The sequence below is a fragment of the Petralouisia sp. genome (assembly GCF_056822245.1).
Genome location: NZ_JBQIOP010000042.1, coordinates 20,015 through 35,719, shown reverse-complemented (window position 1 = coordinate 35,719; position 15,705 = coordinate 20,015). Strand labels below are relative to the sequence as shown.

The window sequence follows — 15,705 nt, the reverse complement described above, 5'->3', positions numbered from 1 at the left end:
TTTGAAAGTATGTGAAAACTAAGGAACCGCCGTATACGGAACCGTACGTACGGTGGTGTGGGAGGTCGGTAGATAAAATAATTATCTACCTCCTACCCGATGCTACGATAAAAGCAACAAAAAACCGGGAGGTAATGAAATGATTGAGTTTGTAAAAACCTTTATTTGGGTAGTGGGTGCTGTTGTTCTGTTCTTAATCCAAAAGGGGCTGAGTTCAAGAAAGGTTGTATGGCTCGGTAGTATTATGCCGGTCTTGACGATTATTTCGGGAGGAACCCTGATTTGGTACATGAAGTGGGAGATTTCCGTTCGCACAGTTCTTCCCTTTGTATTGCTATTCGTCTTGTTTACGATTACTTGGTTATCAGAAAGAGCCACTTTGAAAAAGAGCCGTAGTAAGGAGGATATACATGGAATTAGTGATTGAAGATCTATCAAAATCGTTTGGGGAAAAGCAGGTCTTGCAGAATATAAGTTTTACATTTTCAAGTGGGAAAATCTACGGGCTGCTTGGGCGCAATGGAGCAGGTAAAACAACCTTTTTTAACTGCTTAAACGGCGATATAAAACAGGACAGCGGCAAATTATATTTACTTTCGAGCAATCAGAAAAGACCTATACAACCCGATGATATAGGATATGTACTCTCTACTCCTACTGTACCAGCATTTCTGACAGGGCGTGAATTTCTGAAGTTCTTTTTAGATATTAACGAAGCGAATATTTCTAATCTAAAGACAGTAGATGAATATTTTGAGGAAATAGCGATTAATGTAGCAGATAGGGATAAACTGCTCAAAGATTACTCACATGGTATGAAAAACAAAATGCAAATGCTTGTGAATATGATTGTTTGTCCGCCTGTTCTGTTATTAGATGAGCCTCTTACTGCGCTGGATGTTGTTGTCGCAGAAGAAATGAAGCAACTTCTACGCACGCTAAAACAACATTCTATCATAATACTTTCAACGCACATTATGGATTTGGCTCTAAATCTATGTGATGAGATTGTCTTACTGAATCATGGATTACTGGAGCATTTGGAATTTTCCGATCTGAATGGCGAGGCTTTCAAAGAGAGGATTATATCCGCTCTCAGGGAGGGAACGGAATGATAAAAACTTTAATGGTGTCCCTCCTCTTGAAAAACACATATCAGGTCAACTGCATTATGTATGCGATTAAACAGACTCCGATCATCAAGCATTTTTTACCGGACGGTTTTTATGGCTCTTACAAGGTAAAGTGTTTTGCGAATGTGTTATCTGTTCTTTGGGAAATTATATCCACATTTGCCGAAAAACTGATTTATTTTGGGGCAATGTTTCTATGGGCAATTTCCTTTTATCCGGCAGTTGCTAAACCGCAATTATTTTTTCATATACTTATTTTCTTAACGGTTCTTGGTTCATTTACAAACACCTACATTTTCAAGCCGAAAAAAGATAAGTATTATGCACTTATGCTCTTGCGGATGGACAGTCGATACTATGCTGTGAGTAATTACAGTTATTATATTTTGAAAACATTTATTGGATTTGCCGCAATGGGGGCTTTATCAAGTTGCTTGATAGGACTTCCGATTCTGCAATCTGTGCTAATTCCTTTTTTCGTGGTGGGCCTAAAACTGGATGTTGTTGCGATCCTTTTGAAATATTATGAGCGTACAGGAAATGCCCCCAACGAAGATAAGATAAATTTTATAATTTGGGGTTTGATATTTTTATTATTACTTTGTGCCTATGGCCTTCCTCTTTTAGGGGTAATTTTGCCTATTGAGTTAAGTACAGTGCTTATGGCACTTGCTATTGCGGGAAGTATCCTCTCAGTTTATAAAGTCTGTTCTTTTCGTCTTTATCATTCCTTGTACCGCCAGATTTTGTCGCAGGCAATATGCTCAGTAACGCCGAATGAATATAATCACGCCGAACAGGCAATATCTTTTGAGCCGAACATATACAGTAGTAAAAAAGGTGCAGACTATCTAAATGCGCTGTTTGTAAAACGGCACAGGAAAGTTTTGTGGAGATCTTCAAACCAAATTGCTTTAGGCTTCATGGCATTAACAGTTGTGTTATTGCTTATAAGCTACTTGTGTCCATCCAAAATGCAATTGGTGCTGTCGAAATGGTCGCCATCATTCCTGTTTTTTATGATGTATCTGGTAAATAGAGGCGGGAGTTTCACAAAGGCTTTGTATATGAACTGCGATTATAGCTTATTGAACTACAATTTTTTCAAGAAAGCTGACCTCGTTTTCAAATTGTTCATTATACGATTGCGTGAACTTATCAAAATAAATATACTGCCAGCGTTGTCGATTGGAATGGGCTTGGGCGTTATAATGTACGCCAACGGCATTGGAAAAGTGACAGACTACATCTTATGGATTTTGTTGGCAATGTGTTTAAGCGCATTTTTCTCCGTACACTATCTGCTGATGTACTATCTGTTACAACCCTATACTTCTGGAACAGATGTGAAAAGTGGTCACTATCGTATTCTTGAAATTGCACCCTTTTTTATCTTTCTAAGGGTTATAAAGATAAAAACATCTTCTATATTTCTCGGTGTAATTTCCATAGGAATGTGTATTCTATACTACTTTATTGCCATATCTTTGGTTAGGAAATATTCAACTGATACATTTCGTCAAAGGGTATAAGACATATAAAAAGCAATCTATCCCTTATATTCTGCCGCACGACGGCAAAAGAAAAAAAGCCGTCGTACAGCAGACACATTTCCATGCGCCTATGAAGCGGCGGCTTTGATTTTCAGAGCCGCCGTTTTTTCGTCTACCCTAAACCAACGACGACCTAACACCGTGTAAATCCACGGCGGCATATAGGAGGATTGCCGCCGTGTCTATTTTTGCCTTTTTTCACAGTACCCATGATCTGCACCAGCTAAAAAAAGCGTAGCGCCCCCTCCGGGACAGTCTGGTTATGAATGTGAAATCAGACAATACATAAATGAATATGTAATTTCATGCGTCCGTGTGGCTTCATGCCGCCCGGGCGCTTTTGTGTTCTTATGGGGTAGCTTCGGGTCATGTTGGCCCGAAGCCATTCCCCGGTGCCGCTCCCCGCCGCCTTCGTTTCGGTCACTCGTCAACCAACAACCGAAACGGAGGTCAATATGGCTATTATCAATTTGCGGGACTATTACCCATTCTATACATCAGATTGCTTCATGGAAGTATCGGAAGAAGTTGCAGAAATGTTCAAAGAGTTTGATCGTAAAGAGGCTGCTTATCGGCTGCGTACATACCGCCACAAAGCCTATTATTCCCTTGATCGGGATGACGGGCTGGAGCATGAAGCTGTCTTTGTTGCTTTATCTCCCCATGAACTGTATGAACGGAAAGTGACCATGCAGGAGCTTCACGCAGCGATTTCCAGTCTGCCGGACAAACAGGCAAAACGGATTTATGCTCATTTCATTCTCGGCATGACCAAACAGGACATTGCCCGGGCAGAGGGCGTCCATGAAAAAGTGGTTCGTGTCGCAATCGAGCGAGGCCTGCGGCGCTTAGAAAAAATTTTGAAAAATTCTTTGTAATGAGTACCGATTTGGGCCGGAAAATGAAATGGCTTATGAGAGGCAAAACACTTCGGGTCACAATGGCCCGAGGTTCAGACAAGCCTCATGCAGATTGAAAATTGAATAAAAAGACACCCGGATACGAAGGGGAACGCGCTGTGTGACAGACCCGCCATGACCTCGGATTTCAGAGAATACAGTCTTTGTAAAACTGAGCGAGCGAACAGGTCCATGCCATAGGTGGGGCAAGGCTGGCTCCACCGGAACAGGCGTAGAACCCGGATACTTGCGTTTAGTCACAGTTCGAGCGTTGAAGCGGCCTTGCAAGCCGTGAGCCGTCGCAGGCAATGAGAACGCCTTGCCATCAGAATGGGGAGAGTTGAAATACTATGGGGCATGAAGCCTATGCCCGTCCGGTGTGTCTGAAATGAAGTGAAAACCTATGGGGAGCCCCCGGCAATGCTGTCTGATGATAGGCCAACCGATCCGGCGTGGCTCCCCATCTTTTCAAAAAAGGAGCACTTTATGGGAAATGCGTTTGGAATGATCCCCGGCTTGGAACCGGACGAATGGAGCAATGACGCCTGCCGTGGTTATGTCATTATGGCAATGGAGGACTGCGGATTTTCAAAGAAGGATATACGGCGTGTTGTGGGGCAGCTTTATGAAGTATTCGACCTCAACAGCGTGGAGGACGCCAAAGAAAAGTACCTTTCCAGTCCTTACTGACCTCGGGCCACATTGACCCGAAGTGGAGAAAACTCAAAGGGCGGCACCTGCTGGGTGCCGTCTTTTGACATTTCCCCACGGGACAAGTGGGAAAGGCTGGCATATACACGCACTTTCGCAAAGGAGGTTTTCAATGACGCAAGCTGTCACTTATGAACGAGAAACAAAGTCTGTCGCATTTCAAGGGAAGATCATTGTGCTGGAAAGCCTCACGCCGGTACTTCCCCCGAAGGAGAAAGAACAGCGCAAAAAAGAAATTGAGCGTTGTCTTTACGAGGTGTTCAGCAAATATGGGGACAGATTTCCCTAATCATTCGCAACATTGTTGTCCGGGGCTGCTGATGGTATAATATAGTTGTAAGGTTGGTAGCTCCATTCCAACAAGGAAAGGAGCCCAATATGGAATTTATCAGAGAAGATTGTATTTACGCAAGACAGTCAGTAGACCGCAAGGACAGTATCAGCATTGAAAGTCAGATCGACTTTTGCAAGTATGAATTGAAAGGTGGGAGCTGCCGGGTATTCAAGGACAAAGGCTATTCCGGTAAGAATACGGACAGGCCGGAGTTTCAAAAGCTGCTGGGCGAGATCCGCAAGGGAAAGGTCCGGCGGGTCATCGTGTACAAGCTGGACCGTATAAGCCGCTCTATTCTGGACTTTGCAACGATGATGGAGCTGTTTCAAGAGTACGATGTGGAGTTTGTATCCTCCACGGAAAAGTTTGATACTTCGACCCCAATGGGCCGGGCCATGCTGAATATCTGCATTGTATTCGCCCAGCTTGAACGGGAGACAATTCAGAAACGTGTCACAGACGCCTACTATTCCCGGTGCCTGAAAGGCTTCCACATGAGCGGGCAGGCACCATACGGTTATCAGTTAGAGCCTACTGTGGTAGAGGGTATCCGCACAAAGAAAATGGTTGCCGACCCCGTAGCCGCCGACCATGTTCGGCTGATGTTTGAAATGTACGCTGAACCGGAAACCTCCTTCGGAGATATTACCCGATACTTCGAGGAACATGACATAAAAATTTATGGCAAATCCATGTTCCGTACATTTCTTTCCCAGCTTTTAAGAAACCCCGTTTACGCACAGGCCGATTTGGAGCTGTACGAATTTTTCAAGAGCCAGGGCGCAGCGATTGTGAATGACGCTTCCGACTTTGCCGGAACAAACGGCTGCTATCTCTATCAGGGGCGGGATGTGAAGGAGGACAAGGACAGGTGCTTAAAAGACCAGATACTTGTTATCGCTCCCCACGAAGCACTCATTTCCTCTGACACATGGCTGAAATGCCGGAAAAAACTTATGGCAAATACCACCTTTCAGCAGGGACGGAAACCGAAAAATACTTGGCTGGCCGGAAAAATCAAATGCGGGCATTGTGGGTATGCTCTGAAAGCCACCCATGTACCAAACAACACCGGGTATTTCCGCTGTACCAAACGGACAGAAAATAAAGGCTGTCCGGGCTGCGGGAAAATCCGCAAAGAAGAATTTGAGCAATTCATTTTCTCGGCCATGCAGGAAAAGTTCAAAGACTTTCAGATACTCCACGGCAGAGAGGAAAAAGTCAATCCGAAACTGACTGCCTATCAAGTGGAACTGGCACAGGTGGAGGCAGAAATTGAAAAGCTGCTGGACACGCTGACCGGAGCCAATGCGACCTTGCTTGCCTACGCCAACAAAAAAATTGAAGAACTGGACACCCGACGCCAGACCATTTCAAAGGCAATCGCCGAATTGAGCGTTGAAACCATATCGCCCCAGCAGATAAAAAAGTTATCGTATTATCTCGACAACTGGGACAGCATAGATTTTGACGACAAAAGAAAAGCCGCTGACATTCTGATTTTGACAATCAGAGCGACCAGCGACCGTGTTCAGATAGAGTGGAAAATCTGATACTTCCACTCTATCGACCCTCATTTCTATTTTATCTCGTTTGTACCCCTTGTACACCGATGTTTCCATAGCGTTTAGGACATTTCTGTTACATTTCAATTTTATAATATGCCTATCAAACGAAGAAAGGCGGTATTCGCATGAGTGTCTTGCAGACAACAGATTTGAAAAAATATTATGGAGCCGGGCCAAACATTACCAGGGCCCTTGACGGGGTGGATTTTTCGGTGGAGCAGGGGGAATTTGTGGCGGTGGTGGGCACTTCCGGCAGCGGAAAATCCACCTTACTGCATATGATGGGAGGTCTTGATATTCCCACATCTGGCTCTGTCCGCGTCAGGGGTAAAGAACTTGCGGAAATGAATGATGAACAGCTTACGATTTTCCGCCGCCGCAACATTGGTTTTATTTTCCAAAACTATAATCTTGTTCCCATTTTGAATGTGTACGAAAACATTGTTCTGCCAGTGGAATTGGATGGCGATATGGCGGACCGGAAATTCATGAATGAGGTGGTTTCTATGCTGGGATTAGAGGATAAGCTTTATAATATGCCAAACAATCTTTCCGGAGGCCAGCAGCAGAGAGCAGCCATTGCCCGTGCCCTTGTCACAAAGCCGGCCATTGTGTTGGCAGATGAACCAACAGGAAATCTTGACAGCCATACCAGCGCGGATGTATTGGGGCTGCTGAAACGTACAGGCAGTGAATTTAATCAAACGATTGTCATGATTACCCACAATCAGGAGATAGCGCAGCTTGCCGACCGCATTGTACGAATTGAAGATGGAAAAATTAAGGCATAGGGAGGTGGAACAATGACTTTACCATTTGAAAATGATACCAGTTATGTGATCGATAAAATTGTTTCTGCCCAGTTAAAGCATGACAAATTAAAAAAGTGGCTGACTGCCGCTGCGATTGCATTGGCCGCGTTTCTCATGACGGCTGTATTGCTGTTGGCTTCAGGGATTCTTTATGTGAATCAAACTGGCGGCAATCATATTACAGGCTCCTATCATGCACTAATTTCCGGTATGACAAAAGAACAGTACAGTGAAATATCAGCAGACCCGCGTATAGCATTGTCAGGGCTGACCGCTGCGGTAGGAAGTATGAAAGATGGTGAGAAACGTTTGAATATTTCTTACTCAAATAAAGACAGCCTCATTTTAAACGGGTTATCTGTCTCCGAGGGGGAAATGCCGAAAGCGGAAAATGAAATCATAATTGAAGAAGAATATCTCCTTAGTCAAAAAATAGATGCAGGGATTGGAGATATTATTTCATTGCCTGTTTCTGATGAACGGAAAAAAGCGGATTTTGTCATATCTGGTTATCTGGAAACGGCGGCAGGCGGAACAGAAAGAACTTTGTATGCCGCTGTTGTTTCGGAAGAATATTTTGCGGCGATAGATGGATGGGAGAAGTTTCCGCCTGCGGTTATGTTTCGGATCAAGAAAGATGTTTTGGCGGAACATGGAAATGCTGCAGATACAGCGGCGCAAATAGCTGCGGATGCTGGAATAAAACAGCCGCTGTCTGTGAATGAAGCTTTTGTTAAACTTAGTCAGCCTTCTGCCCTGATGATTGCCGCGGCAGCTGCAGGTCTTGGGATTATTATCATGGCAGGTATATTGGTGATATATTGTATTTTTTATATCTCGATTATCAGTTCCATTAAGAAATATGGTCAATTGCGTACCATTGGCATGACAGCAAAACAGATAAAAAGTCTTGTGCTGAAAGAAGGCTTCTACCTTACATTGGCTGCCGTTCCGTTTGGACTGATCGCAGGGACTCTGTTATCTTATGTTTTAGTGCCGCAGGGGTTCAGAATAAGCAATATAGTTTGGGTTTGTCCGTTGGCTGCAGCCCTGACTTATATCACAGTGCGATTGTCGATTCAAAAGCCGGCTAAGATCGCGTCAACTATTTCGCCCATAGAAGCTTCTCGTTATGAAGCAGAGAACAATTTACGCAAACATACCAAAAAACGCAGGTTATCCGCGTATTCTCTGGCAAAAATCCAAATTTTGCGTTATAAGAAAAAGAATATACTGACGATAAGTTCCCTGATCCTGACGGGAGTATTGCTGCTGGGATTGTCATCTGTCCTTTCCTCGGTAGATGCAAGGGAAATGGCGTTATCTGGTTTTGCAAGAGGGCAGTTTGTGATAAGTTTTACCAATCAGGAACTGCGGGAAAATGCTTTGGAGAAGGTTCAGGCAGAAAGTCCCTTTACAGATGAAATATACAATGATTTGGCTAATGTTTCTGGTATAAAAGAAATTGCAGACGACTGGCATCTCCCTGTGTCTGCCGATTTACAGGCAGCGGAGTCGGATGCAGAAATTGTGGGATTTGTACAGGAGGATATGGAATTACTGCAGAGTTGTATTTCAGATGGGAGAATTCCTGATTATGAGAAGCTGGTATCGCAAAATCAGCTTATTATTGGCAGGCCAGATGATTTTGAGGAAACGTTCCGTATGCAGCCAGAGGTCGGCCTATCTGTCACATTGAAGGTTTTTGACGGAAATCATAGCGAGAATATGCAATTTGAGATAGCGGCAATTCTTGATAAAACCAAAATAGGGAACAATGGAGATAAGATTGATATGTTATTATTGTCAGTTGATTCTATGAAAAAGATTGCAGACAGCAACTTGACGTATCAATATGTAATTCGTGTGGGAGATGATTTTGAACAGCAGGCGGAAAAAGAAATAGAACAGATTTTGGCAGAGCATCCCCGTTTGGATGCTGTCACCCTTTCGTCTGCTGTTGCCCAAAACGAAAATTTTCTGCAGGGAACAGAATTTGCACTTGCAGCTGGAATCATATTCATAGGCTGCTTTTCAGTAATGAATGTATGGAATACCATATTGACTGGTATTATAACGAGACGGAAAGAATTTGCGCTTATGCGCTCTGTGGGAATGTCAAAAAAGCAGCTTTCTTCCATGATACATTACGAAAGTCTGATTGTGGTATCTGTCGGCCTTGCCTTATCGCTTGTCATTGGCGGCGGTATTGGGTATGCTGTTTGCAGTTTTCTGAAAAGCAGCCTGATGAGTTATCTGAATTATCAGTTTCCGTTTGGTATCGCTGTTTTTTACTGTATCATTGTCATTTTGTGCAGCAGTACTATTACAGAAGCGGCATTAAAATATCAAAATAAGTTGTCAGTCATGGAGTTATTAAGATGATTTTGTTCCAGGGGCAGCAGATTTTCTCTCTGCCCATTGACGTTCCCACGGGAAACCCGTATAATATTTCTGGAATATATAATTAGAAAGAAGGTGACACAATGGTAGAATTAGACCAGTTCAAAACAACGTTGAACACATACAAAAAACCATTAGTGGAAGTGAGGGATTCACTTTGACCTGGCTAACAAAGAGAAGAAAATCCAGGAATTAGAACGGGAAATGGAAGCCCCGGATTTTTGGGACAACACAGAACTTTCCCAGGTGAAAATGAAAGAACTGAAAAGTTTAAAAGACGATGTGGAGACATATGCGCAGCTTTCCGGTCAGTTTGAGGACATCGAAACGCTGTTGGAAATGGGCTATGAGGAAAACGATGCTTCCCTGATCCCGGAGATCGAGGAATCCTTACAGGAATTTGAAGAAGCCTTTGAAAATATCCGAATCAAAACCCTTTTGTCCGGGGAATACGATATGGAAAACGCCATTGTATCCCTTCATGCAGGGGCAGGCGGAACTGAATCCTGCGACTGGAATTCCATGCTTTACCGGATGTACAAACGGTGGGCGGAGGACAAGGGATTTGACGTGGAAGTACTGGACTCTCTGGACGGAGAAGAAGCAGGCATTAAATCTATTACCTTTGAAGTGCGGGGAGAGAATGCCTATGGTTATCTGAAATCAGAAAAAGGCGTCCACCGTCTGGTGCGGATTTCTCCCTTTAATGCGGCAGGCAAGCGGCAGACCTCCTTTGCCTCCTGTGACGTGATGCCGGATATTGAGAAAGATTTGGACATTGAAATTAAGGATGACGAGCTGAGGATTGACACCTACCGTTCCAGCGGAGCCGGCGGTCAGCATATCAACAAGACGTCCTCTGCGATCCGCATTACCCATCTGCCTACGGGAATTGTGGTGCAGTGTCAGAATGAACGTTCGCAGCACATGAACAAAGACAAGGCCATGCAGATGTTAAAGGCCAAATTGTATCTCCTGAAGCAGGAGGAGAATGAGAAAAAGGCAGCAGATATCCGGGGAGAAGTGACGGAAATTGGATGGGGCAATCAGATACGGTCTTACGTTATGCAGCCCTATACCATGGTAAAAGATCACCGCACCAATGCGGAAACCGGAAATGTAGACAGCGTCATGGACGGGAAACTGGATTTGTTTATCAATGCTTATCTGAAGTGGAAAAGCCTTGGAAAAACGCAGGAGGATTAAAAATGGGAATTATCAGAGCGGCGGCGCAGGCGGTATCCGGCAGCCTGGCAGACCAGTGGTTGGAAGTCTATGAGCCGGATGACATGGGAGAACGGACTGTTTTTACCAGAGGGGTAAAGACCAGAAAAGGGCAGAATCGGAAGGGAACGGAAGACACTGTCAGCAACGGTTCGGTCATTCATGTATACGACAACCAGTTTATGATGTTGGTGGACGGCGGCAAGGTAGTGGATTATACGGCAGAGCCGGGATATTATAAAGTAGACAATTCTTCTCTGCCCTCCCTGTTCAACGGACAGTTAAAAGATACCGTGAAGGAATCTTTCAGCCGGATCAAATTCGGCGGGCAGACTCCTGCCAGACAGAACGTGTTTTATATCAATTTACAGGAGATTAAAGGGATTAAATTCGGAACCAGGAATCCGGTCAATTACTTTGATAACTTTTACAATGCGGAGCTGTTTTTAAGGGCCCACGGAACGTATTCCATTAAAATCACTGATCCCATCCGGTTTTATGAGGAAGTGATTCCCAGAAACGCCGGACAGGTGGAAATTGAAGATATCAACGAACAGTATCTTTCCGAATTCTTAGAAGCTCTCCAGTCTGCCATTAATCAGATGTCCGCAGACGGAATCCGTATTTCCCATGTGGCGTCCAAAAGCCGGGAGCTTGGCAGATACATGGCAGATACCCTGGATGATGACTGGAACCGGATGCGGGGCATGGAGGTTCAGGCAGTAGGAATTGCCAGCGTCTCTTACGATGAGAAATCCACAGAGCTGATCAATATGCGCAACGAAGGCGCAATGCTCAGCGATCCTTCCGTACGGGAAGGCTATATGCAGGGCCATGTGGCAAGAGGAATGGAAGCGGCAGGCTCCAATGCCAACGGTGCCATGGCGGGATTTATGGGAATGGGTCTGGGGATGCAGGCCGGCGGCAGCGCCATGTCTGCAGCCTCCGCAGCCAATCTGCAGCAAATGCAGATGCAGAATTCCAATATGCAGCAGAATCCCAATGCTGCACAGCTTCATCCGAATCAGCATACAGGCAGTGGGCCGGCAGCCTGGACCTGTGAGTGCGGTGCGCAAAACAGCGGTAAATTCTGCTCGGAATGCGGAAAGCCTCAGCCGAAGCAGACCGGAGCCTGGACCTGCAGCTGCGGCCATGTGAATACCGGCAGATTTTGCTCCGAATGCGGTGCACAGAAGCCTGCGCCGGCCGGAACATGGACTTGTGCCTGCGGTGCGGTTAATGAAGGCAAGTTCTGCTCGGAGTGTGGAAAACCGGCCGGAATGGCAGGACAATAATTTCCATATCGTGAATGTTAGTTTTTATCAGAATAAGGAGAAGATAAATGGCAGTTGTCAGCTACAAATGTCCGAACTGTGACGGCGAACTGGTATTTCATCCAAGAACGCAGAAGTACAAGTGCGAATACTGTGCTTCTGCGTTTTCTCAGGAAGAAATCAACCGGCTGCAGCCAAAAGCAGAAGGGGAAAATCAAGAAAACAACCATGCATTGCAAGAGGAGAATCAGGCAAACCCCCATGATCCGATGGGAGAAAATCAGGAGAACGTCCATGCTCCCCGGGAGGAAGCAGGCAGTATCTATCACTGTCCAAGCTGCGGCGCGGAAATTGTCACAGAGGAAACCACAGCCGCATCCTTCTGTTATTATTGCCATAATCCGGTGATTTTATCGGGAAGGGTGTCGGGAGAATTTCTGCCGGATAAAATCATACCCTTTGCCATCGACCGGAAACAGGCGGTGGAAAAATTTCTGGATTATGTCCATCATAAGAAATTTGTGCCCAGGGCGTTTTTTCATAAGAGCCAGATTGAGAAAATTTCCGGTGTGTATTTTCCTTACTGGATGGCAGATATGGATCTGGAAGGAGCGCTGCAGGCGGAAGGCAGGAATGTGCGGGTATGGCGCAGCGGCGATACGGAATATACGGAAACCAAAGTTTACCGGGTGGAGCGGGAAGGCGAAATCCATTTAGAGGATATTACCAGAAATGCCTTAAAGAAAGCAAACGGAACACTGGCCCAGGGGATTCTGCCCTATGATGTGAGCCATATCCAGGAGTTTCAGATGAGTTATTTATCCGGATTTTTAGCAGAAAAACGGGATATGGAACGGGCAGAACTGGAAAACGGCGTGAAGGGGGAAGCAGAAGCATACGGAAAGCAGCTTCTTCGGGAAACGGTGAAAGGCTACCATTCCGTATCAGTGAAAAACTGCCGCCTGAACTGCAGCAGGGAGCATTGGGATTATGTAATGCTTCCGGTGTGGACTGTCACCTATCAGGGCAGGGACGGCAAAATGTATTACTATTCCATGAACGGGCAGAACGGGAAAGTATGCGGAGAACTTCCGGTAGATTATAAAAAGGTGTGGACCGTCAGCGGGCTTGTGTCCCTGATCGTATTTGTTCTTGGACTGGTGGGAGGTTTTCTGATATGAGGAATAAAATACATAAATTATGGCTTTTATTGCTGCTGTTATGCTGCCTGCTGAACCCTGAACTCTCCCTGCAGGCCCAGGAAAAACAACAGCTGCCGGAAACGAATGTCCAGCTTTTTGACGATGCCGGTCTTTTGACACAGGAAGAATCGGAAGAGATTACCCAGCAGCTTGCCGGGCTGGAAAAGACCACCGGATGGGATATGATGGCCTATACCGCCGGGGATGCCGGGGGCCTGGATGCCACGGCATATGCAGAAACTTTTTTTGATGAGCATACCGTCTCAGATAACGGGATTATCTGCGGAATTGATATGGATAACCGGGAAATTGTAATCCGGGCGTTCGGAGAAGGACAGTTTTACATCACCGATGACAGGACAGAGCGGGTTTTGGACGCGGGATATGACGATGTAAGCCGGGAACAGTATGGAAACGCCTTAACAGCCATGCTGAAGGAGGTCAGCCGTGCCGTTTTGGAAGAAAATCCAGAACAAAATTATCTTCAGGAGGAAGATACCGGCAAAGTAACCAGTTATCGGCAGGCACACCGGGGCATCAGCAGACTGGAGATTCTGATTGCGGGGATTGCGGCCCTTGCAGCAGGCGGAATTACTGCAGGCGGGATTATCGGCGCATACCGCTTCAAATCCGGCAGTTATCAATACCCCATTGAGAAAAACGGAAGCGTCCGTCTTGAGAAAAAAGAAGATCATTTTGTCAACCAGTTTGTCACCCACAGACATATCCAGCGGGAAAGCTCCGGCTCCGGCAGCGGCGGGAAAAGTACCGTGCACAAAGGGGCCGGCGGACGCAGCAGCAGCGGCGGCAGCAGAAAATTTTAAAAAGAGGTTGCATTTCAAAAATAAATATGCTAATATCTTCCCTGTGAGTACAGATGTATTCTGTAGACATACAAAAAGCACAGCAGCGAACCGGAGGAGAACATGGAAGAAAAGACAAAATATTTTGTTTTGAAGAAAAAAGCTGTTCCGGAAGTTTTGCTGAAAGTGGTGGAGGCAAAGAAACTTCTGGAATCAGAGCGGGCGGAATCGGTGCAGGAAGCCACAGACATGGTGGGCATCAGCCGCAGCTCTTTTTACAAGTATAAGGATGATATTTTTCCATTCCATGATAATGCCAGAGGCAAGACAATTACCATGGTGATTCAGATGGATGATGAACCGGGGCTGCTGTCCCGGGTGTTGGGGATTGTGGCGGATTTTCACGCAAATATCCTTACCATCCATCAGAGTATTCCGGTAAACGGGGTCGCATCTTTGACCCTGAGCGTGGACGTGCTGCCGGATACGAAAAATGTGTCCCAGATGGTGGAAAACATTGAGCAGCAGGAAGGGATTCATTATTTAAAAATATTGGCCAGAGAGTGACAGAATGGAGGAAGTTATGATAAAGATTGCAATTTTAGGATACGGAACCATAGGCTCCGGCGTAGTGGAGGTTCTGCAGACCAATCAGGAGAGCATTGCCAGACGCGCAGGAGAGGAAATTGAAGTAAAATATATTCTGGATCTGAGGGATTTTCCGGGAGATCCCATGGAAGCAAAAGTAGTGCATGACTATAATATCATTGCCAAAGACCCGGAGGTGCAGGTGGTGGTGGAAGCCATGGGCGGCGTGGAGCCGGCCTATACCTTTGTAAAACAGGCGTTGCTGGCAGGGAAAAGCGTGACCACCTCCAATAAAGCATTGGTGGCAAAACACGGCGCAGAACTGATTGCCATTGCCAGGGAACAGAACATTAATTTCCTGTTTGAAGCAAGCGTGGGCGGCGGGATTCCCATTATCCGTCCGCTGAATTCTTCCCTGACTGCAGATGAAATTGAAGAAATTACAGGAATTTTAAACGGAACTACCAACTATATGCTCAGCAAAATGTCCTTTGAAGGACTGGAATTTGAGGATGTGTTAAAAGACGCCCAGTCCAGAGGATACGCGGAGGCAGATCCCACTGCGGACATTGAGGGCTATGACGCATGCAGGAAGATTGCAATTCTCACTTCCCTGGTATGCGGACAGCAGGTGGATTTTGAAGAGATTTATACCGAAGGCATTACCAGAATCACAGCCGCAGACATCCGTTATGCCAAAGCCATGGGCAGGGTTATCAAGCTTCTGGCAACCAGCAGAAAGACGCCGGAAGGATACTGCGCGATGGTTGCTCCGTTTCTTTTGTCGAAAGAACATCCTCTTTACAATGTCAACGACGTGTTTAATGCTATTTTTGTCCATGGAAATGTACTGGGAGACGCCATGTTTTACGGAAGCGGCGCAGGAAAGCTTCCCACAGCCAGCGCAGTAGTGGCAGACATTGTGGATATCGCCAAACATCGGAACAAAAATATTCTGATCTCCTGGAGCTCCCGGAAAATGGATTTGGTTGACTATAAGAAAGCAGAGAGCCGGTTTTTTGTGAGAACCCAGGAACCGAAAGAGGCGGTGGAGAAACAGTTTGGCCCGGTGGAATGGATAGAGGCAGAAGGAATGGCCGGCGAGCAGGGATTTTTGACAGAAGTTATGACGGAAGAAGAATATGAAGAGAAAGCCCGGGGACTTAAGAACATTTTACAGAGAATCCGCGTAGTTTAGAAT

The 15,705-nt window shown here is 45.7% G+C and carries 15 protein-coding genes; all 15 read left to right on the top strand.

Annotated features, from left to right (window positions below; translation table 11 throughout):
* The first annotated feature begins 139 nt into the window (after positions 1-139).
* The 15 genes from ACTO17_RS15035 (at position 140) to ACTO17_RS14965 (ending at position 15,702) form a co-directional block, all read left to right on the top strand.
* Positions 140-427 (top strand): hypothetical protein, encoded by a 288-nt coding sequence (locus tag ACTO17_RS15035; RefSeq protein WP_023042382.1) that lies wholly within the window; start codon positions 140-142, stop codon positions 425-427.
* Entirely contained in the window at positions 411-1,115 is a 705-nt protein-coding gene (locus tag ACTO17_RS15030) for an ATP-binding cassette domain-containing protein (protein WP_023042383.1), read from the top strand. Before ACTO17_RS15035 ends, ACTO17_RS15030 begins: the two co-directional genes overlap by 17 nt.
* Entirely contained in the window at positions 1,112-2,665 is a 1,554-nt protein-coding gene (locus tag ACTO17_RS15025) for a hypothetical protein (RefSeq protein WP_023042384.1), read from the top strand. The genes ACTO17_RS15030 and ACTO17_RS15025 overlap by 4 nt, the downstream gene beginning before the upstream one ends.
* Before the next feature lie 476 nt (positions 2,666-3,141).
* Positions 3,142-3,564 carry an RNA polymerase sigma factor gene (locus ACTO17_RS15020; RefSeq protein ID WP_004064265.1) on the top strand — a complete coding sequence of 141 codons (423 nt, stop codon included), beginning with the start codon at positions 3,142-3,144 and terminating at the stop codon, positions 3,562-3,564.
* A gap of 507 nt (positions 3,565-4,071) precedes the next feature.
* A complete protein-coding gene (locus ACTO17_RS15015; protein WP_117851693.1) occupies positions 4,072-4,275 on the top strand; it encodes a hypothetical protein in 204 nt (67 codons plus the stop codon).
* A 133-nt stretch (positions 4,276-4,408) separates the two neighbouring features.
* A complete protein-coding gene (locus ACTO17_RS15010) occupies positions 4,409-4,585 on the top strand; it encodes a hypothetical protein (RefSeq protein WP_015553872.1) in 177 nt (58 codons plus the stop codon).
* 89 nt (positions 4,586-4,674) lie between these two features.
* Entirely contained in the window at positions 4,675-6,183 is a 1,509-nt protein-coding gene (locus ACTO17_RS15005; protein ID WP_023042387.1) for a recombinase family protein, read from the top strand.
* Between the two features lie 140 nt (positions 6,184-6,323).
* Entirely contained in the window at positions 6,324-6,989 is a 666-nt protein-coding gene (locus ACTO17_RS15000) for an ABC transporter ATP-binding protein (RefSeq protein WP_482558508.1), read from the top strand.
* A 12-nt stretch (positions 6,990-7,001) separates the two neighbouring features.
* Complete coding sequence (locus tag ACTO17_RS14995; RefSeq protein ID WP_482558507.1) at positions 7,002-9,395, top strand: ABC transporter permease; 2,394 nt, start codon at positions 7,002-7,004, stop codon at positions 9,393-9,395.
* 101 nt (positions 9,396-9,496) lie between these two features.
* Positions 9,497-10,619, top strand: a protein-coding gene (gene prfB, locus ACTO17_RS14990; protein WP_482558506.1) for a peptide chain release factor 2 whose coding sequence is annotated in 2 segments (ribosomal slippage) — positions 9,497-9,571 and positions 9,573-10,619 — 1,122 coding nt in all. Because the reading frame shifts where the segments join, the coding sequence is not laid out codon by codon here.
* Positions 10,620-10,621: 2 nt separating this feature from the next.
* The gene (locus ACTO17_RS14985) at positions 10,622-11,932 is read left to right on the top strand and encodes an SPFH domain-containing protein (protein ID WP_482558505.1); all 1,311 of its coding nucleotides are present in this window, start codon (positions 10,622-10,624) and stop codon (positions 11,930-11,932) included.
* A 47-nt stretch (positions 11,933-11,979) separates the two neighbouring features.
* Positions 11,980-13,092: a TFIIB-type zinc ribbon-containing protein gene (locus tag ACTO17_RS14980; RefSeq protein ID WP_172537479.1), complete on the top strand. Its 1,113-nt coding sequence runs from the start codon at positions 11,980-11,982 to the stop codon at positions 13,090-13,092.
* Complete coding sequence (locus ACTO17_RS14975) at positions 13,089-13,937, top strand: TPM domain-containing protein (protein WP_482558504.1); 849 nt, start codon at positions 13,089-13,091, stop codon at positions 13,935-13,937. Before ACTO17_RS14980 ends, ACTO17_RS14975 begins: the two co-directional genes overlap by 4 nt.
* A gap of 102 nt (positions 13,938-14,039) precedes the next feature.
* Positions 14,040-14,483 carry an ACT domain-containing protein gene (locus ACTO17_RS14970; protein WP_482558503.1) on the top strand — a complete coding sequence of 148 codons (444 nt, stop codon included), beginning with the start codon at positions 14,040-14,042 and terminating at the stop codon, positions 14,481-14,483.
* 16 nt (positions 14,484-14,499) lie between these two features.
* Positions 14,500-15,702, top strand: coding sequence for a homoserine dehydrogenase (locus ACTO17_RS14965; RefSeq protein ID WP_482558502.1), 1,203 nt, complete (start codon positions 14,500-14,502; stop codon positions 15,700-15,702).
* Positions 15,703-15,705: the final 3 nt, after the last annotated feature.